The following is a 16,954-nucleotide window of genomic DNA, read 5'->3' on the forward strand; positions in this document are numbered from 1 at the left end:
GGCACGGGGCCCTCACAGGTGGTGACCCCGCCACCTCGTCTGGTCCTCCTCCACGGCGAGCTGCTCCGCCAGCGCCACCTCGCGGACCCCGCGTCGGCGCTGAGCGTCGACGATCGTCTGCGCCCCCACTGCCAGCCAGCTGGCCACGGCCAGCATGGTCAACGCGGACAGCTCGGGCAGCGAACCGGCCACCGGCACCAGCACGAGCAGCAGCAGGATTCCGCCCATCGTGGGCCAGCGGGGGGCGGCGAGCATTTTCCGGCCGAGCACGATGAGCGCGAGCAGATAGAGCGCGACCCCGCCGTAGAGCGCCAGCAGGTCGAAGCCCGGCAGCGGAACCCCCCAGCTCGGCGTGCTGACGTCGGCTCCCTCGTGGATCAGCCCCTTGAGTCCGAGCGCGAACAGGATGACGCCGGCGATGACCGGCAGGTGCAGGTAGGTGTAGGCGTCGCGGGCCAGGGCGGCGCGGGCGGCGGGGTCGCGGGTCCGGTGCAGGCTCTGTTCCATGCCGAGCGCCAGGGTGTCGAAGTACGCCCACCACAGCGCTGCGGCCACCGCGACGCCGAGCACTGCGGCGACGAGCGCCGGCCAGGTCAGCGGCAGAGCCGCGCTGCCGCCGGGAGCGAACCCGAGCGCGATGATGGCCTCGCCGAGGGCGATCAGGACGATCTGGCCGTGCCGCTCCGCCCAGTGCCCGGCGGATAGCACCGTCCATCCGGTGCCGGGCAGCCTGAGCCCGGCCGCGTACTCCACGGCCAGGGCCGCGAGCCAGAGCACCAGCCGGGCCGTCGCCTCGGCGTTCCCGTCGAAGAGTCGCTGCGGCAGCAGCGCGGCGACGATGATGAGCGACGTCGCCAGCAGCGGCGGCAGGGCGAACAGTCGCCAGCGTCGGCGCACGTCCCGGTTCCGGCGACCGGCCCAGATGAAGATCGACGTCTCGCTGATCCGGACCAGGAAATAGCCGGCCGCGAAGACCAGCGGACCATACAGCCCACCGGGGCGGTCGACGAACGCCTTCGGCAGGCTCAGCGCCAGCACGAAGGCTGCGGCCATGGTGGCGAAGCCGACCAGCGGGACGATGCCCTGGTCGGTACGGACCAGGTTGCCCAGCACGGCGAACCCCGTCCAGCACCACCAGAGCAGCGCCAGCACCACCAGGCAGCGGATCAGCCCGGCAACGGTCGGATTGCCGGCGGTGACGGTGGTGACGTTGAGAAAGGCGAAGACGAAGATCAGGTCGTAGAAGAGTTCGAGGCGGGTCGCCCGGGAGCCAGGTGCGCTCCGCTGGACCCCACGCACCCCCGCACCCTCGACCACCAGCAGATTGTGGCAGTCACAACCGGACCGAAGGCACGTTCCCCGCAGACCAATGGACCGTGGTGACGCCCGCTCACCCTCTCTCTGGCGGTCCGCGACGAGCGCGGGCCGGTTCGGGGCAACCCGGCCGGAGGTCGTCCCGGTCGATCACAACCGGCAGCGGCTCAGGCGATGACGGAGGGCTCGCGCCACCGCTGCCGGCCGGCACGGTCCAGGTCGTAGCGGATCGCCGCGATCCGCCCGACGGCCTCCACCAGGTCCGCCGCGGGCAGGGTGAACGGCAGCCGCAGGAAGCGCTCCAGGGTGCCGTCCAGGCCGAACCGGGGGCCGGGGGCCAGCCGTACGCCGACCTCCTCCGCGGCCCGGGCCAGCGCGCTCGACACCGGGCCGTCCAGCTCGGCCCAGAGCGTGACGCCACCCCGTGGCACGGTGACCCGCCACTCCGGCAGTTGGTGCGCCAGCGCGCCGAGCAGGGCGTCGCGCTGGACGGCCAACTGCTCGCGGCGGTCGGCGACGATGGCCTCGGCGTCGGCGAGCAGGTGCACCGCTACCAGTTGGTCCAGCACCGGGCTGGCCATGTCGACCCCGACCCGCACGGCGGCCAGCCGCTGCACCTGCGGCGCGGACGCGCGCACCCAGCCGATCCGCAGGCCACCCCAGTAGGGCTTGCTCATCCCGCCGATACTGACCACCCGACTGTGCCGGTCGTAGGTGGCGACCGGGGGTGGCACCTCGGTGCCGTCCAACGACAGGTCCACGAAGGACTCGTCGATGATCAGATCGGTGCCGACCGCGTGCGCGGCGGCCACCACGCGCTCGCGCAGCGAGGCGGGCATCAGGTGCCCCGTGGGGTTCTGGAACTCCGGAATCAGGTAGGCCAGCTTGGGTCGGGTCTGTCGGAGAGTGCCCAGCAGCAGGTCGGGCTCCCAGCCGGCGTCGGCGGCCAGCCCGTGGGTGCTGATCCGGGCCCGCCGGCCGGCCAGCGCGGCGAGGGCGTTGGGGTAGGTCGGGGACTCGACCAGCACGGTGCCGCCCGGGGCCAGGGCGAGCCGCAGCACCAGATCCAGTGCGTGCTGGGTGCCGCTGGTGACCATGATCTGGTCGGCCGAGGTGGGCAGACCCCGGGCGGTGTACGCGTCGGCCACCGCCTCGCGCAGCTCGATGATGCCGGTCGGGTGGTAACCGGCCCCGCTCAGGTAGCGGGGCAGGTCCTCGGCGGCGGTCCGCGCGGCCGACAGCAGTTGCGGCGGTGCGGCCAGCGCGGCGACGCCGAGGTCGAGCATCTCCCGGTCGTCCAGCGGAGTCCACAGGCCGGTGCTGGCCACCCGGTGGTTGCCGGGCAGCATCGTCCAACTGCCGGCGCCCCGGCGGCTGGCCAGGTGCCCGGTCTCGCGTAGCTGCCGGTAGGCGGCGGTGACAGTGGTCCGGCTGATCCGCAGCGCCTCGGCCAGCTCCCGTTCGGCCGGGAGGCGGACGCCCAGCGGCAGCCGGCCGTCGGCGAGCAGCCCGCGCACCGAGCCGGCCAGCGCGGCGTAGTCGGGGCTGCGGCGGCCCGGCAGGGCATGCCACTGCCCGAGCAGACGGGCCAATTGGACGCCGCGCACCTGCCCGGTCATAGCCACTCCTCGGATATTGGCTTCTTCCTCGACGAGGATTGGCACCTAGGGTGGCATGCATGGCACTGCTTGGCAATCTGCGGCACCGGCCGGTTCGACGGTTGGTCCAGCTCTACCTCGGGCTCACGCTCTACGGCGTCAGCATGGCCCTGATGATCCGCTCCGACCTGGGCCTCGACCCGTGGGACGTGTTCCACCAGGGGCTCTCCGAGCTGACCCGGCTCTCCTTCGGCACTGTCACCATCGGCGTCGGCGCGCTGGTCCTGCTGCTCTGGATCCCGCTGCGGCAGCGGCCCGGCCTCGGCACGGTCAGCAACGTCGTGGTGATCGGTCTGGTCGTGGACGCCACACTGGCCCTGCTGCCCGCAGCTGACCCGCTCAGCGTCCAGATCGCGATGCTGGTCACCGGCATCGTCGCCAACGGCGCCGCCACCGCTCTCTACCTCGGCGCCCGGTTGGGGCCCGGCCCCCGCGACGGTCTGATGACCGGGTACGTGGCCCGCCGGCCCGGCCGGTCGATCCGGCTGGTACGCACTGTCATCGAGGTCACCGTGCTGGCGCTGGGCTGGCTGCTCGGCGGCACGGTAGGCGTGGGAACCGTCGCGTACGCGCTGGCCATCGGTCCGCTGGCCCAGTTCTTCATCCCGTTGTTCGCCGTGCCGGAGGGCACCGCGCCGGACAGCGCCACGCCCCCGCCGGGCAACCCCGCGCCGGCCACCCCGGCCGGCTGAACCCTCACCGACCGTCCGCGAACCGGTACGTGGCGGTGGTGCCGCGCACCGGTTGGCGGGTGGGTGTTCCCTTCCGCGACGCGCGCCGTCATCATCTCTGCATGGGGGAGAACGGTTGGCGCTGGAACGACGCCTGGATCTTCGTGTCGCTCGTCATCGCGAGCGGTGCCGGACGGCACCGTCGGTCGGCGACAAGCCGGCGGCCGGAGGGCGTCCGCCTGACCGACGTGCTCTCCACCGCCGATCACCTCAACCACGCGATTCCGCAGCGACACGAGGTGGAGGCCGCGGTCCAGCGGTTGGTCGGCGCCGGGTTGGTCAGCGTCGCCGACGGCTGGTTCCGGATCACCGCCGAGGGTGAGCAGCTGTGGCGTACCCGCCCGCGCGCGGGCGTGGCGACCATGGTGGACACCGTGCAGGGAGTGTTGACCCGCCGGCACGCGCCCGGCAGCGCGGACTGGATCCTGGACGAGGCCGACCACGCGGCTGCCGTCCAGGAGTACGCGGTCCGTTCGATTCCCACGCCGCGTCGGTCACCGGAGGGGCACTCCGGCGAGCGCTGAGGGGTTCAGCGCACCGGATGGCCGCCGAGGCGCAGCGCGTCCTTGACCTCGGCGACGGTCAGCTCGCCGAAGTGGAAGACGCTGGCGGCGAGCACCGCGTCCGCGCCGGCGCCGATCGCGGGCGGAAAGTGGGCCACCTCGCCGGCGCCCCCGCTGGCCACCACCGGCACGTCCACCACCGCGCGCACCGCGGCGATCAGCTCCAGGTCGAAGCCCGCCTTGGTGCCGTCGGCGTCCATCGAGTTGAGCAGGATCTCCCCCGCGCCCAACTCGGCGCCCCGGTGCGCCCACCACACGGCGTCGATGCCGGTGCCACGCCGACCCCCGTGGGTGGTGACCTCGAAGCCGCTGGGCGTGCCGCCGTTCGGCGAGCGCCGCACGTCGAGGGAGAGCACGAGCACCTGCCGGCCGAACCGGTCGGCGATCTCGGCGATCAGCTCCGGACGGGCGATGGCGGCGGTGTTCACGCCGACCTTGTCCGCACCGGCGCGCAGCAGCGTGTCCACGTCGGCGACCTGCCGGACCCCACCGCCGACGGTCAGTGGGATGAACACCGACTCGGCGGTGCGGCGCACCACGTCGAGCATGGTGCCCCGGTCGCTGGAGGACGCGGTGACGTCGAGGAAGGTCAACTCGTCCGCGCCGGCCCGGTCGTACGCGGCGGCCAGCTCCACCGGATCGCCGGCGTCACGCAGGTCGAGGAAGTTGACCCCCTTGACCACCCGCCCGGCGTCCACGTCCAGACAGGGGATCACCCGTACCGCCACCGTCATGCCGCGAGCCTATCCTCCGCACGCACGGCGACGACCGACCTGTGAGGCCGGCCACCGCCGCGCGTCGGATCGGGATTCACACACGGACGAGCATCTTGCCGAGGTTGTCACCGCGCAGCAGGCCGAGGAACGCACCCGGTGCGTTCTCGATGCCGTCCACGATCGTCTCGTCGTAGGACAGCGTGCCGTCGCGCAGCCAGCCCGAGACGTCGCGCACGAACGCCCCCCGCACGTCGTTGTGGTCGTTGACCAGGAAGCCGCGCAGGGTGAGCCGCTTGCCGATGACCAGCGCCAGGTTGCGCGGCGCGGCCGGCGGTTCGGTGGCGTTGTACTGCGAGATCATGCCGCAGATGGCCGCCCGGCCGTGCAGGTTCATGGCCGAGATCGCGGCCTCCAGGTGGTCACCCCCGACGTTGTCGAAGTAGACGTCGACGCCGTCCGGGGCGGCCGCCCGCAGCGACTCGCGGACCCCGTCGTGGTAGTCGAAGGCGGCGTCGAAGCCCAGCGCCCGCAGCCGCTCGACCTTGGCCGGCGAGCCGGCACTGCCGATCACCCGGCCGGCGCCCTTGAGCTTGGCGATCTGGCCGACCAGGCTGCCCACCGCGCCGGCCGCGGCGGAGACGAAGACCGTCTCGCCGGGCTTCATCGCGGCCACCTCCAGCAGACCGGCGTACGCGGTCAACCCGGTCATGCCGAGCACGCTCAGGTACGCGCTGACCGGGGCGATGTTCGGGTCGACGGGGCGGGCCGCAGCGGCGTCGAGCAGCGCGTACTCCCGCCAGCCCAGCCCGTGCAGGACCGTGGTCCCGACGGCGATGTCCGCCGCCTCGCTGGCCACCACCTCACCGATCGCGGCACCGTCGAGCGGTGCGTCGAGCGCGAACGGCGGCACGTACGACTTGACGTCGTTCATCCGTCCGCGCATGTACGGGTCGACGGACATGTACTGGTTGCGGACCACGATCTGGCCCGGTCCGGGCGTCGGAACCTCGGTCTCGACGAGCCGGAAGGTGTCGTCGGTGGGCCAGCCCTGGGGGCGGCTGGCGAGGTGAATCTCACGGTTGCTGGTCACGGGGTGGTCGTCCTCTCGTCCGCGGATGGGGGCCTGGGGCCGCGAGGTCACGCGGACAGGGTCTGGCGGACGGTCAGGGTGACGTCGACGTTGCCACGGGTGGCGTTGGAGTACGGGCAGACCTGGTGGGCCTGCTCGACGATCTGCTCAGCGACCTCGCGGGGCGCGGAGGGCAGGTCGACGACGAGTTGCACGGTGAGCCCGAAGCCGCCGCTGCCGTTCGGGCCGATGCCCACCTCGGCGCCGACCACGGAACCGGTCACGTCGGCCTTGGCCCGGCGGGCCACCAGCCGCAGCGCGCTGTGGAAGCAGGCCGCGTAACCAGCGGCGAAGAGCTGCTCAGGGTTGGCCGCGCCACCGGCGCCGCCCATCTCCTTCGGCACGGCCAGGTCGAGTGCGAACGTGCCGTCGGAGGTCTCGACGTGGCCGTCCCGGCCGTCACCGGTGGCGGTCGCGGATGCGGTGTAGACAACCTGCATGGTGGTCACTGCTCCTTCTGTCGGTGGATGGTGTCGGTGACCCGGGTGAGGGTGTCGCGCAGCGCGACGAGCTCGTCGAAGCCCAGCCCGGTGGCCTGCGCGATCCGCAACGGGACATCGCAGACCCGCTCGCGCAGCGCCCGGCCCTGCTCGGTGAGGCCCACCTCGACCCGCCGCTCGTCGCGGGCCGACCGCCGCCGCACCACCAGGCCCGCCCCCTCCAGCCGCTTGAGCAGCGGGGAGAGCGTGCCGGAGTCCAGCCGCAGCTCGGCGCCCAACTCGGACACCGTGGGGGCGTCGTCGGGACGCTCCCAGAGCACCAGCAGCGCCAGGTACTGCGGGTAGGTCAACCCGACCTCGTCGAGGATCGGCCGGTAGACGTCGGTCAGTGCGCGCGACGCGGCGTAGAGCGCGAAGCACACCTGCCGGCGCAGCACCAGGTCATCGGTCACCGCTGAAAGGTAGCCCACAATTAAGTTGTACACAACTTATCGGGCCGCAGGACGGCCAGCGGCCGCCTGGGCGGGTACCTCAGCGATCGCCGAGGTACGCCTCCAACTCCACCTCGACCAAGTGCTCCGGATCCAGCAGACCGGCCACCACCACCAGGGTGGCCGCCGGCCGGACCGCGCCGAAGACCGCGTTGTGCGCCCGGCCCACCTCGTCGGCGTGCAGCCGGTCCGTCACGTACATCCTGGTCCGGACCACATCGCCCGGCTCCGCGCCCACCTCGGCGAGCGCGGCCAGCCCGATCCGCAGCGCCTGCGCGGTCTGCGCGGCCGCGTCACCGACATGCACCACCCGGCCGTCCACCGTCGCCGTGCAACCGGCCGTCCAGGCCCGCTCCCCGGCCCGGACCACCCGGGAGTACCCGTAGCGCTGCTCCCACGGGCCGCCCGACCCCAACCGGGTCGTCGTCACGCCTCGGCCAGCGTCCGCAGCGCCTCGGCCACCGTGAAAGCACCCGCGTAGAGTGCCTTGCCGGCGATCACGCCCTCCACTCCGGCCGACTCCAGGGTCGCCAACGCCCGCAGGTCGTCCAGGGTGGACACCCCACCCGAGGCGATCACCGGCCGGTCCGTACGGGCACACACCTCGCGCAGCAGATCCAGGTTCGGCCCGCGCATCGTGCCGTCCTTGGTGATGTCGGTGACCACGTACCGGCTCGCGCCCGCCTTGTCCAGCCGCTCCAGCACCTCGTACAGGTCACCGCCGTCTCGGGTCCAACCCCGCGCCGACAGGGTGTGGCCCCGCACGTCCAGCCCGATGGCCACCCGGTCGCCGTACTCCGCGACCACCCGGTCACACCAGACCGGGTCCTCCAAGGCGGCGGTACCGATGTTCACCCGGGCCGCTCCGGTGCCCAGCGCCGCGCGCAGCGACTCGTCATCACGGATGCCCCCGGAGAGCTCCACCTTCACGTCCAACTGGCGCACCACCTCCGCGAGCAGGTGCGCGTTGGTGCCCCGGCCGAACGCCGCGTCCAGGTCGACCAGGTGGATCCACTCCGCGCCGTCCTGCTGCCAGGCCAGCGCCGCGTCCAACGGGTCGCCGTAGATGCTCTCGCTTCCGAGGGCGCCCTGCACGAGCCGGACGGCCCGGCCGTCAGCGACATCCACGGCGGGTAACAGGGTGAGGCTCAAGGTCTTCTCCTCGATCAGGTACGACGGTCCAGGGCGATCACCACGATCGCCGGCAGTACGAGCAGCAAGAGCACGATCAGCGCGATACGCAACGCCAGGTTGTCGACGAACGTCCAGATCAAAATCAACGCCGCGCCGGTGAGCAGCACGATCGCGGCCCGCTCACCCCGAGTGTGCCGGGCCAGCCGCCCGGAACGGCCCCGCCGCAGCCGCGGCGTCAAGCTGCGGACCACCGCGCGACGGCGCTGCCGCCGGGCGACCTGGCGCTGCCGGACCGCCCGCTCCCGGGCCTGCTCCGCCTCCCGCTCCGCCCGCCGGCGGGCGCGCTCCCGGCTCACCGCGACGCCCGCCGCTCAGGCACCGCGCGACGGCGCTCAGCCACCGCTGGGCAACGTGGCGAGCCAGTTGCGCAGCAGCGCGGCACCGGTGTCGGCGGATTTCTCCGGGTGGAACTGGGCCGCCGACAACGAACCACGCTCCACCGCCGCGACGAAATCCGTGTCGTGATGGGCGGTGGTCACAGTGGCACCGGCAGCGGCCAGCGCCGCCGGGTCGCCCATCGCGTACGAGTGGACGAAGTAGAACCGGCTCTGCTCCGCCAACCCGGCGAACAGCACCGACTCCCGCGGAGCCCGGACGGTGTTCCAGCCCATGTGCGGCAACCGGGTGGCGGCCAGCCGGGTCACCCCGCCGGGCAGCAGCCCCAGCCCCTTGGTCACCACTCCGTGCTCGTCACCGTGCTCGAAGAGCACCTGCATGCCCACGCAGATGCCGAGCACCGGCCGGCCGGCAGCCACCCGTTCGGCGATCACCGGGCCGGCGCCCAACGCCTCGATCCCCGCCATGCACGCCGCGTACGCGCCCACACCCGGCACCACCAGACCATCGGCGGCAGCCGCCGCGGCCAGGTCGTCGGTCACCCGGACGTCCGCTCCGGCGGCGGCCAGCGCCCGCTCCGCCGAGCGCAGGTTGCCCGAGCCGTAGTCGAGCACCACCACGTCACTCATGTCGTCACCCCGATCACCCGTTCTCCGGCAGCAGCCGCAGCACCCCGGCGACCGTGGCGAGCACCGCGAGCGCCGCGGTGATCAGCACGGCGGCCTTCGGCGCGCCCTGCCGGTAGAGCGACCAGGTGCCACCCACCAGCACTCCGGCCAGAATCAGCAGCAACGTCGGCAACGCGGCACCCATCAGAGCCCCCTTCCATTCGCGACTGCGGGGCTCCGCTGCGCTGCACTCCTCGCGCTCATCAGAGCGCGCCCTTCGTGCTCGGGATCGCTCCGGCGGAACGCGGGTCGATCGAGGTGGCCTCGCGCAACGCGCGGGAGACCGCCTTGAACTGCGCCTCCACCACGTGGTGCGCGTCCGGGTGACCACCCGGTCGGGCCGCCCGCAGCACGTCGACGTGCAGCGTGACCCGGGCCGCCTGACCGAAGGACTCCCAGATGTGCCGGGTCATGCTTGTCGCGTACACCGGCCCGATGTAGGGGGCGAGCACCGGCTCGTCGTGCACCACGTACGGCCGACCGGAGAGGTCCACCGCAGCCCGGACCAGCACCTCGTCCATCGGCACGGTCGCCGAGCCGTACCGCCGGATGCCGGCCTTGTCGCCCAGTGCCTGGTCGAACGCCGCACCCAGGGCGAGCGCGGTGTCCTCGATCGTGTGGTGCGCGTCGATCTCCAGGTCACCCACAGTGCGCACGGTCAGGTCGAAGCCGCCGTGCCGGGCGATCTGGTGCAGCATGTGGTCGTAGAAGCCGACGCCGGTGCTGATCTCGGCGGCACCGGTGCCGTCGAGATCGATCTCGACGAGGACCTTGGTCTCCTTGGTGATCCGTTCCACCCGGGCGGTCCGACTCATTGCGAAGTCTCCATTGCAGAAAGGAAGGCGTCAGTCTCGGCGGCGGTGCCGGCGGTCACCCGCAGCCAGCCGGGCAGGCCGACGTCACGGACCAGCACCCCCTGCGCCAGCAGGGCGTCCCAGACGACGGTCTGGTCGCCGCCCACCTCGAAGAGCACGAAGTTGGCGTCGCTGTCGGCGACCCGCAACCCCCGCTCGCGCAACGTCGCCACGATCCGGTCCCGCTGCGCCATGATCGCGCTCACCGTACCGAGAAGGGCGTCGCGGTGGGCCACCGCCGCGCGTGCGGCGGCCTGGGTGAGCGCGGAGAGATGGTACGGCAAACGGACGAGTTGCACCGCCCGCACCACCGCCGCGTCGGCCGCCAGGTAACCCAGGCGGCCACCGGCGAAGCCGAACGCCTTGCTCATCGTCCTGGTGACCACCAGCCGCGGGTGGCCGGGCAGCACCGCGAGGGCGCTGACCGTCCCGGGTCGGGCGAACTCGGCGTACGCCTCGTCGACGACCACCATGCCGGGCGCGACGTCGAGCACCGCGGCGATCACCGCCGGGTCCAGTGCCGTGCCGGTGGGGTTGTTCGGTGAGCAGAGGAAGACCACGTCCGGCCGGTGCTCGCGGACCTGGGCGACCGCCTCCTCGGCGGTCAACCCGAAGTCGACGCCGCGCGCGGCGGGCACCCACCGGGTGCTGGTGCCGAGGGCCAGCAGCGGGTGCATCGAGTACGCCGGAACGAAGCCGAGCGCGGTGCGCCCCGGCCCGCCGAACGCCTGGAGCAACTGCTGCTGGATCTCGTTGGAGCCGTTGGCCGCCCACACCTGGTCGACAGTGAGCCCGTGCCCGAGATATTCGGCCAGGTCGGCGCGGAGCGCCACCGCGTCCCGGTCCGGGTAGCGGTTCAGCTCGCGCAGCTCGGCCGCGAGCGCCTTGCCGATCGCCTCGACCACCGGCTCCGGCACCGGGTGGGAATTCTCGTTGGTGTTGAGCCGCACCGGCACGTCCAACTGCGGCGCCCCGTACGGCGACAGCCCCCGCAGGTCGGCCCGGATCGGCAGATCATCCAGGCTGGTCACGCCGCCTCCCCGCTTCGCGAGACGGCGGCCGGAGGCACCGGTCGACCAAGCCGGCTGGTGCGCGCGCTCACGCCGACCCTCCCGGGAAACGAGCCTGGACCGCCTGGCCGTGCGCGGGCAGGTCCTCCACGTTGGCCAGGGTGACCACGTGCTGGGCCACCTCGCGCAGCGCGGCCTCGGTGTATTCGATCAGGTGCACGCCGCGTAGGAAGGACTGCACGGACAGGCCGGAGGAGTGCCGGGCGCAGCCGCCGGTGGGCAGCACGTGGTTGGAGCCGGCGCAGTAGTCGCCGAGCGACACCGGCGACCAGGCGCCCACGAAGATCGCCCCAGCGTTGCGGACCCGCAGCGCCCACTCCCGGGCGTCGGCCGTCTGGATCTCCAGGTGCTCGGCCGCGTACGCGTCGACCACCCGCAGCCCCGCCTCGAGGTCGTCGACCAGGACCACGCCGCTCTGCTCACCGGTCAGCGCCGTGGTGACCCGCTCGGTGTGCTTGGTCGCCGGCACCTGCCGTGCCAACTCCGCCTCGACCGCCTCGACCAGCGCCACCGACGGGGTGACCAGCACGCTCGCGGCCAGCGGGTCGTGCTCGGCCTGACTGATCAGGTCGGCGGCCACGTGCGCCGGGTCGGCGGTGTCGTCGGCCAGGATGGCGATCTCGGTCGGCCCGGCCTCGGCGTCGATGCCGACCACGCCGCGCAGCAGCCGCTTGGCGGCGGTCACCCAGATGTTGCCGGGGCCGGTGATCAGGTCGACGGGGTCGCACCGCAGCTCACCCGCCGGGTCCACCGCCGCCCCGTACGCCAGCATCGCCACCGCCTGGGCCCCGCCCACCGCGTACACCTCGTCGACGCCGAGCAGCGCGCACGCGGCGAGCACCCGGGGATCGGGTAGGCCGCCGTTGTCCTTCTGCGGGGGGCTGACCACCACCAGCGAACGCACCCCGGCCGCCTGGGCGGGCACCACGTTCATCACCACTGTCGACGGGTACATCGCCAGGCCACCGGGCACGTAGAGGCCGACCCGCTCGACCGGCAGCCACCGCTCGGTGACAGTGCCGCCGGGCACCACCTTCGTGGTGTGGTCGGTGCGCCGCTGGTCGGCGTGCACCCGACGGGCCCGGGCGATGGACTCCAGCAGCGCGGCACGCACCGCCGGGTCGAGCACCCCCTCCGCCTCGGTGATCGCCTCGACCGGCACCCGCAGCACCTCCGGGGAAATGCCGTCGAACCGAACGCTGGCCTCCCGGATCGCTGGGTACCCATGCTCACGGACCGCCTCCACCAGGGGCCGGATGCGCTCGACGGCGACGGACACGTCGAGCTGGGCACGGGGCAGCAGGCGGCGCGGGTCACCGAGACCGTTGCGCAGGTCGATCCGATTCAACACCCTTGCGAGTCTAGGCGGCCGGCTCGACGTCCACCCGAGCCGCCCGTCCGCCGGGACGGTGAGCCGGGCCACGCCCCCGGTGCCGAGATTGGTTAGGCTCGACCATGTGACCGCACGGCTGCCGGTGTTCCCGCTCGCAACGGTGCTCTTTCCCGGGTTGGTGCTGCCGCTGCACATCTTCGAGGAGCGCTACCGGGCGCTGGTCCGGCACCTGGTCGGCCTGCCCGAGGGTGCCCCGCGCGAGTTCGGCGTGGTGGCCATCCAGGCCGGCTGGGAGGTCGCGCCCGCCGGCGCCCCGGCCACGTCGAGCGTCGGCGAGGTGACGCTGCACGAGGTGGGCTGCACCGCCGAGCTGCGCCAGGTGACCGAGTTGGCCGACGGTGGTTTCGACATCGTCACGGTCGGCCGCCGCCGGTTCCGCATCGCCGAGGTCGACGACAGCGCCGAGCCCTACCTGACCGCCGACGTCGAGTGGCTGCCCGACCCGGGCGGCCCGGACGAGGTGGCCGATCTGCTGGCCGCCCGGGTGATCGCGGTGTTCCGGCAGTACCTCGGCCTGATCCGGTCCGACCCGGAGGAGATCTCCGAGCAGTTGCCGGAGGACCCGACAGTGCTCTCGCACCTGGTGGCAGCGACCGCGGCGCTCACCGTCGACGATCGGCAACGGCTGCTCGCGATCGACGACACCGCCTCCCGGCTCCGCGCCGAGCTGCGGTTGCTCAACCGCGAGGCGGCTCTGCTGCGTCAGGTGCGGGCGGTTCCGGTGCCGCTGTCGGAGCTGGCGTCCCCGCCGACACCCAACTGAACTCCCCCGGCTCGGGCTCCGGGCGTAGCCCCGGCCACCGCGACCAGCCGGCCAGCAGGGTGTACATGACCGAAGCCCCGAACGCCGGCAGCAGCAGGTTGCCGTGCGGCACCGGCAGCACGCCGAGCAGCCAGTCCACTCCGCCGGCCCGCAGGTCGGCGGGTTTGCTGAAGGCCTGCCCGGCCGGGGCGGTCGCCAGCAGCCGGTCGAAGGTGGCCAGACCGATCCGCCGTCCCACCTGCCAGGCCACCGGCGCGGCGACCAGGGTGCCGAGCACCGCGGCGAGCAACCCGACCGGGCCGCGCCGCCGCCGCAGCACGAACCACAGAGCGAGCGCCACGAGCAGCCCGAAGGCGAGCCCGAGCAGGCTGAACCAGCCGTCGGCGGCGATCGGCTGCTCCGGTTGCGGCTCGGCGTAGATCGCCCCCTCGGCGGTCTTGAGCACCGGGGTGTCCGGCGCGAGCGCGGCCCAGAGCAGCCCGAGCGGAACACCCAGCGCGGCCAGCGCGAGCACGGCACCCAGCACCGTCGCCAGGGCACGCAGCGGACGACGCGGTTCGTCGAACCGAAGCTCCAGCGAGCTCTGGTACGCCGCCGAGGCCGGCGGTTGGCCCGGACCGAACTCGCCCGGCGCTGGCCCGGCCGACGGGTCGGCCTCCGCCGGTTTCGCGTCCGGCGTAGGGGGTGGCGCGGGTTGGTCGGGCTCGTCGACGGGCCGCTCACGGTCGGGGTTGTCCGGGCTCACCCGATGATCCTCTCAGGCCCGGTGCGGGGCCGGGGCTCCGGTGGCGGCAGACCCGCTCACCGGGCGAACGGCTCCACCATCATCGCCGCGGCCCGCAGCCACGCCTGCCGGGTCTCCGGCTGGAGCTGGTGGTACTCGATCGACGACCCGGTCTCCAGAGCCGGGTCGTACGGCACGACGGCCACGCCCCGGGTACGGGTGGCGAAGTGCCGCTCCAGGTCGTCCTGGAGCGTCGAGCGACCCGGGGTCGGGCAGGAGATGAGGGTGATCGCGTTGTCCGCCAACTCGCCCATGCCCTCCTCGTGCAGCAGGTCGAGCATCCAGTCCGCGCTGAACGCCGCGTCCTCCCGGGGCACGGTGGTCACCACCAGTTGGTCGGCGGCCTGCATCACAGTGCGCCAGTTGGGGCTCTCCACGTTGTTGCCGGTGTCCACGCAGACCACGTCGTGGGTGCGCCGCAGCAGCTCAAGCACCCGTCGGACGGTGAACTGGTCCAGTCGCTGGGCGAAGCGCGGGCTCTCCTCGCCGGCCAGCACGTCGTACGAGCCGTCGGAGGCGTGTCGCAGATAGTCGTCCAGCCGGTCCAGCAGGGTCGCGCCCTCCAGGATCTCGATCTGGGCCAGGTCGCTGATCAGGTGCCGGATCGTCCGGGCGTGCCGGGCGCTGCCGGCGCGCAGGCCGAGGGTGCCGCGCAGCTCGTTGTCGTCCCAGGCCAGCACGCCCTTGCCGCGGACGCTGCCGACCGTCGCCGCGGCGAGCACTGTGGCGGTCGTCTTGTGCACCCCGCCCTTGGGGTTGGCGAAGGCGAACACCCGGGGCGTGCCCAGGTCCCGTTGGAGCACCCCGTTGGCGCGCTCCTGCTCCTGGTCGACGGCCGGTGGGCGCCATTCGATCCGGGCCGGGTAGGCACGTTCGGCGACTGCCGAGCCGACCGCCGGGGCGGGCGGTGGCGGGACGGGCGGCGTGACTGGCACGGCGACCGGCGGCACGGGCGGCGGGGCGACCGGCGGGGGCGGCGGCGCGGCGGCCGGGTAGCCGGTCTCCGGCTGGTAGCCGGTCTCCAGTAGGGCGTACCGCGACTCCACCGTCGGGTCGCCCGGTCGGTAGCCGTTGTCCAGCAACGCGTAGCGCGACGGGACCGGGTCGGGGCCGCGTGCCGGCGGCTCGGGCTCGGCCCGGTACGTCGGCTCGGCCCGGTAGTCCGGCTCGGCCCGATAACCCGGGTCGGCTCGGTAGTCCGGCTCGGCCCGATAGCCGGGCGTGGCGAGGTAGTCCGGGTCAGCGCGGTAGCCCGGCTCGGCCCGGTAGCTGGGCTCAGCGCGGTAGTCCGGCTGCTCGGTCCGGTACGCCGGCTCCGCTCGATAGTCCGGCTCGGCCCGATAACCCGGCTCGGTCCGGTACGCGGGCTCGGCCCGGTAGTCCGGCTCGGTCCGGTACGCGGGCTCGGCCCGGTACGCGGGGTCGACGCGGTAGGTCGCCTCGGCCCGGTAACCGGGCTCCGCGCCGTACGACAGGTCGGCCGGATGCCCGATGGCAGGTGCCCGCCCGGCGTAGCCGTTGGGGGCCGCACGCCGTGGCAGCGGGTCCGGCGGCGGTTCCTCGCCGCGGCGCTCCGGCTCGGTCTGCTCCGCGCCGCGACCGCCCAGCCGGGCACGGTCCAACAGCGCGCGCCACCGCGGCGCTGGTTCGGCCGGCCGGCCCCAGCCGGTCTCACTGCCCTCCACGGCCCGCCCTCCCAGCGCCATCGATCTCTGTCTGACAGGCTACGAACCCAACCCTATTCGGACCACACCTCAGAGCGCACACCAGCCGGCGCAGATCACGACGACGGTGATGGCGGCGACGGCTCGGCGAGGTTGGCGTCCGGCGAGGTGGTGACACTCGGCGGCGCCGACTCGGTGGGCTCCGGCTTCGACGGTTCGGGTGACGGAATGGTCACGACTGGTGCAGGTTCCGACGATTCGCCCACGGGTGCCGACGGCGCCGGTGCGCTGATCACCGGCGCCGGCCGCTCGGACTGGGTCGGTGCGGGGCTCGGCCCGGTGTCGGCCGGCGGGCGCACCACGTCACGCTGCTCGGGCAGGGGCGGCGTGAAGACCGTCCGGTCCAGCCGGTACACCTCGGGGGCGGGGTCGACCGCCCGTACATCCGGCCGGGCCGCGACACCGCGCAGCGCCACCGGCGTCGCGCGAACCACCGCCGCGTAGACGCAGGCGCAGCCGGTGCGGTACGCGGCCGCCTCCGCGGCAGCCACCTCGGCGCCGCTGGCGTACTGCTCCCGCAACTCCCGCTCGCTCACCCCGTCGCCGTCGACCGCGGCGGCCCTGGCCCGGTAGTCGGCGGCCTCAATCTCCTTGCGGGCAGCCACCTGCTCCATTCCGGCGACCACGTCGTCGGGCACCCGCAGCGCGGGGATCTTGACGATCTCGGTCTGCCGGCCGGGCAGCGGAACCCGCCCGAAGACGGTCGAGACCCCGACGTCGCCGAGCACCGTCGCCAGCCGCTGCGGAGGCAGGTACGCGTCGAGCGTGACCAGCGCGTACGTCCCGTCCTCCCCGGCCGGGGCGGACCCGGGCAGCGCGGCCAGGTCGGCCGCGGCGGACCGCAGGTAGCCGGGGACGGAGTCGCCGTCGGCAACGCCGACCCGGGTCACCTCGCCGACCGTCCGGTCGCCGACCGGAGTGTCGTCGACGGCCCAGACGGCGGTGCCCAACACCGCCGCCGCCGAGAGCACGGCGGCCCAACTGAGCACGCCGGACCGCGCCGACCGGTCGCCCAGCCGGGCCACGGCCCGGGTCAGCGGCGGCAGCAACCGCTGGTCCAGCTGCCGCAGCAGGTTGCCGGCGCGCACGGGCGGGATCCCCTCTGTGGAACGGTGTCGGGCGGTCG

20 protein-coding genes are annotated in these 16,954 nt (G+C 73.4%); 3 read left to right on the forward strand and 17 right to left on the reverse strand.

What is annotated here, in order from left to right; all coding sequences use genetic code 11:
* Nucleotides 1-12 precede the first annotated feature (12 nt).
* The gene (locus ACIA47_RS24150) at nucleotides 13-1,317 is read right to left on the reverse strand and encodes a low temperature requirement protein A (RefSeq protein WP_396710853.1); all 1,305 of its coding nucleotides are present in this window, start codon (nucleotides 1,315-1,317) and stop codon (nucleotides 13-15) included.
* Between the two features lie 164 nt (nucleotides 1,318-1,481).
* Nucleotides 1,482-2,933: a PLP-dependent aminotransferase family protein gene (locus tag ACIA47_RS24155; protein ID WP_396710854.1), complete on the reverse strand. Its 1,452-nt coding sequence runs from the start codon at nucleotides 2,931-2,933 to the stop codon at nucleotides 1,482-1,484.
* Between the two features lie 59 nt (nucleotides 2,934-2,992).
* Between ACIA47_RS24155 and ACIA47_RS24160 the strand changes: the two genes are divergently transcribed.
* Both ACIA47_RS24160 and ACIA47_RS24165 read left to right on the forward strand, forming a co-directional pair.
* Complete coding sequence (locus ACIA47_RS24160) at nucleotides 2,993-3,664, forward strand: hypothetical protein (protein ID WP_203124186.1); 672 nt, start codon at nucleotides 2,993-2,995, stop codon at nucleotides 3,662-3,664.
* Nucleotides 3,665-3,765: 101 nt separating this feature from the next.
* Nucleotides 3,766-4,227 carry a hypothetical protein gene (locus ACIA47_RS24165; RefSeq protein WP_091407765.1) on the forward strand — a complete coding sequence of 154 codons (462 nt, stop codon included), beginning with the start codon at nucleotides 3,766-3,768 and terminating at the stop codon, nucleotides 4,225-4,227.
* A 5-nt stretch (nucleotides 4,228-4,232) separates the two neighbouring features.
* Here the strand turns inward: ACIA47_RS24165 and hisF are convergent, their stop codons facing one another.
* The 12 genes from hisF to hisD all read right to left on the reverse strand — a co-directional run bounded on the left by hisF (nucleotide 4,233) and on the right by hisD (nucleotide 12,515).
* Nucleotides 4,233-5,000: an imidazole glycerol phosphate synthase subunit HisF gene (gene hisF, locus ACIA47_RS24170; protein WP_112582731.1), complete on the reverse strand. Its 768-nt coding sequence runs from the start codon at nucleotides 4,998-5,000 to the stop codon at nucleotides 4,233-4,235.
* Between the two features lie 76 nt (nucleotides 5,001-5,076).
* A complete protein-coding gene (locus ACIA47_RS24175; protein WP_396710855.1) occupies nucleotides 5,077-6,072 on the reverse strand; it encodes an NADP-dependent oxidoreductase in 996 nt (331 codons plus the stop codon).
* Nucleotides 6,073-6,119: 47 nt separating this feature from the next.
* Nucleotides 6,120-6,551, reverse strand: coding sequence for an organic hydroperoxide resistance protein (locus ACIA47_RS24180; RefSeq protein ID WP_396710958.1), 432 nt, complete (start codon nucleotides 6,549-6,551; stop codon nucleotides 6,120-6,122).
* 5 nt (nucleotides 6,552-6,556) lie between these two features.
* A complete protein-coding gene (locus ACIA47_RS24185) occupies nucleotides 6,557-7,003 on the reverse strand; it encodes a MarR family winged helix-turn-helix transcriptional regulator (protein WP_091407758.1) in 447 nt (148 codons plus the stop codon).
* A gap of 79 nt (nucleotides 7,004-7,082) precedes the next feature.
* Nucleotides 7,083-7,472: a RidA family protein gene (locus ACIA47_RS24190; protein WP_112582733.1), complete on the reverse strand. Its 390-nt coding sequence runs from the start codon at nucleotides 7,470-7,472 to the stop codon at nucleotides 7,083-7,085.
* Entirely contained in the window at nucleotides 7,469-8,194 is a 726-nt protein-coding gene (priA, locus tag ACIA47_RS24195) for a bifunctional 1-(5-phosphoribosyl)-5-((5-phosphoribosylamino)methylideneamino)imidazole-4-carboxamide isomerase/phosphoribosylanthranilate isomerase PriA (RefSeq protein ID WP_124854339.1), read from the reverse strand. The genes ACIA47_RS24190 and priA overlap by 4 nt, the downstream gene beginning before the upstream one ends.
* A 14-nt stretch (nucleotides 8,195-8,208) precedes the next feature.
* Nucleotides 8,209-8,532, reverse strand: a complete 324-nt coding sequence (locus ACIA47_RS24200) for a hypothetical protein (protein WP_091407752.1) — start codon at nucleotides 8,530-8,532, stop codon at nucleotides 8,209-8,211.
* A 36-nt stretch (nucleotides 8,533-8,568) separates the two neighbouring features.
* The gene (gene hisH, locus ACIA47_RS24205; RefSeq protein WP_396710856.1) at nucleotides 8,569-9,201 is read right to left on the reverse strand and encodes an imidazole glycerol phosphate synthase subunit HisH; all 633 of its coding nucleotides are present in this window, start codon (nucleotides 9,199-9,201) and stop codon (nucleotides 8,569-8,571) included.
* A 13-nt stretch (nucleotides 9,202-9,214) separates the two neighbouring features.
* Nucleotides 9,215-9,385 (reverse strand): hypothetical protein, encoded by a 171-nt coding sequence (locus tag ACIA47_RS24210; RefSeq protein WP_167362522.1) that lies wholly within the window; start codon nucleotides 9,383-9,385, stop codon nucleotides 9,215-9,217.
* Between the two features lie 58 nt (nucleotides 9,386-9,443).
* Complete coding sequence (gene hisB / locus ACIA47_RS24215) at nucleotides 9,444-10,055, reverse strand: imidazoleglycerol-phosphate dehydratase HisB (protein WP_030334475.1); 612 nt, start codon at nucleotides 10,053-10,055, stop codon at nucleotides 9,444-9,446.
* Nucleotides 10,052-11,125 (reverse strand): histidinol-phosphate transaminase, encoded by a 1,074-nt coding sequence (locus ACIA47_RS24220; RefSeq protein ID WP_396710857.1) that lies wholly within the window; start codon nucleotides 11,123-11,125, stop codon nucleotides 10,052-10,054. The genes hisB and ACIA47_RS24220 overlap by 4 nt, the downstream gene beginning before the upstream one ends.
* A 67-nt stretch (nucleotides 11,126-11,192) precedes the next feature.
* On the reverse strand, nucleotides 11,193-12,515 hold the full coding sequence (hisD, locus tag ACIA47_RS24225; protein ID WP_396710858.1) for a histidinol dehydrogenase: 1,323 nt from the start codon (nucleotides 12,513-12,515) through the stop codon (nucleotides 11,193-11,195).
* A gap of 106 nt (nucleotides 12,516-12,621) precedes the next feature.
* Here hisD and ACIA47_RS24230 point away from each other — a divergent pair, with 106 nt between their 5' ends.
* Nucleotides 12,622-13,320, forward strand: coding sequence for an LON peptidase substrate-binding domain-containing protein (locus tag ACIA47_RS24230; RefSeq protein ID WP_112582737.1), 699 nt, complete (start codon nucleotides 12,622-12,624; stop codon nucleotides 13,318-13,320).
* Here the strand turns inward: ACIA47_RS24230 and ACIA47_RS24235 are convergent.
* The 3 genes from ACIA47_RS24235 to ACIA47_RS24245 form a co-directional block, all read right to left on the reverse strand.
* Nucleotides 13,235-14,065: a DUF2567 domain-containing protein gene (locus tag ACIA47_RS24235; RefSeq protein ID WP_396710859.1), complete on the reverse strand. Its 831-nt coding sequence runs from the start codon at nucleotides 14,063-14,065 to the stop codon at nucleotides 13,235-13,237. The two genes, ACIA47_RS24230 and ACIA47_RS24235, sit on opposite strands and share 86 nt — an antisense overlap.
* Before the next feature lie 56 nt (nucleotides 14,066-14,121).
* A complete protein-coding gene (locus ACIA47_RS24240) occupies nucleotides 14,122-15,810 on the reverse strand; it encodes an AAA family ATPase (protein ID WP_396710860.1) in 1,689 nt (562 codons plus the stop codon).
* 74 nt (nucleotides 15,811-15,884) lie between these two features.
* A complete protein-coding gene (locus ACIA47_RS24245) occupies nucleotides 15,885-16,916 on the reverse strand; it encodes a hypothetical protein (protein ID WP_396710861.1) in 1,032 nt (343 codons plus the stop codon).
* Nucleotides 16,917-16,954: the final 38 nt, after the last annotated feature.

The organism is Micromonospora sp. NPDC051227 (assembly GCF_044455385.1).
Classification (GTDB): domain Bacteria; phylum Actinomycetota; class Actinomycetes; order Mycobacteriales; family Micromonosporaceae; genus Micromonospora.

Bases quoted from the DNA above. Each gene is read 5' to 3' on its own strand.
- ACIA47_RS24155 (WP_396710854.1), bottom strand. From the start codon at position 2,933: ATGACCGGGCAGGTGCGCGGCGTCCAATTGGCCCGTCTGCTCGGGCAG.
- ACIA47_RS24160 (WP_203124186.1), top strand. From the start codon at position 2,993: ATGGCACTGCTTGGCAATCTGCGGCACCGGCCGGTTCGACGGTTGGTC.
- ACIA47_RS24165 (WP_091407765.1), top strand. From the start codon at position 3,766: ATGGGGGAGAACGGTTGGCGCTGGAACGACGCCTGGATCTTCGTGTCG.
- hisF (WP_112582731.1), bottom strand. From the start codon at position 5,000: ATGACGGTGGCGGTACGGGTGATCCCCTGTCTGGACGTGGACGCCGGG.
- ACIA47_RS24180 (WP_396710958.1), bottom strand. From the start codon at position 6,551: ATGCAGGTTGTCTACACCGCATCCGCGACCGCCACCGGTGACGGCCGG.
- hisH (WP_396710856.1), bottom strand. From the start codon at position 9,201: ATGAGTGACGTGGTGGTGCTCGACTACGGCTCGGGCAACCTGCGCTCG.
- ACIA47_RS24210 (WP_167362522.1), bottom strand. From the start codon at position 9,385: ATGGGTGCCGCGTTGCCGACGTTGCTGCTGATTCTGGCCGGAGTGCTG.
- hisB (WP_030334475.1), bottom strand. From the start codon at position 10,055: ATGAGTCGGACCGCCCGGGTGGAACGGATCACCAAGGAGACCAAGGTC.
- ACIA47_RS24240 (WP_396710860.1), bottom strand. From the start codon at position 15,810: ATGGCGCTGGGAGGGCGGGCCGTGGAGGGCAGTGAGACCGGCTGGGGC.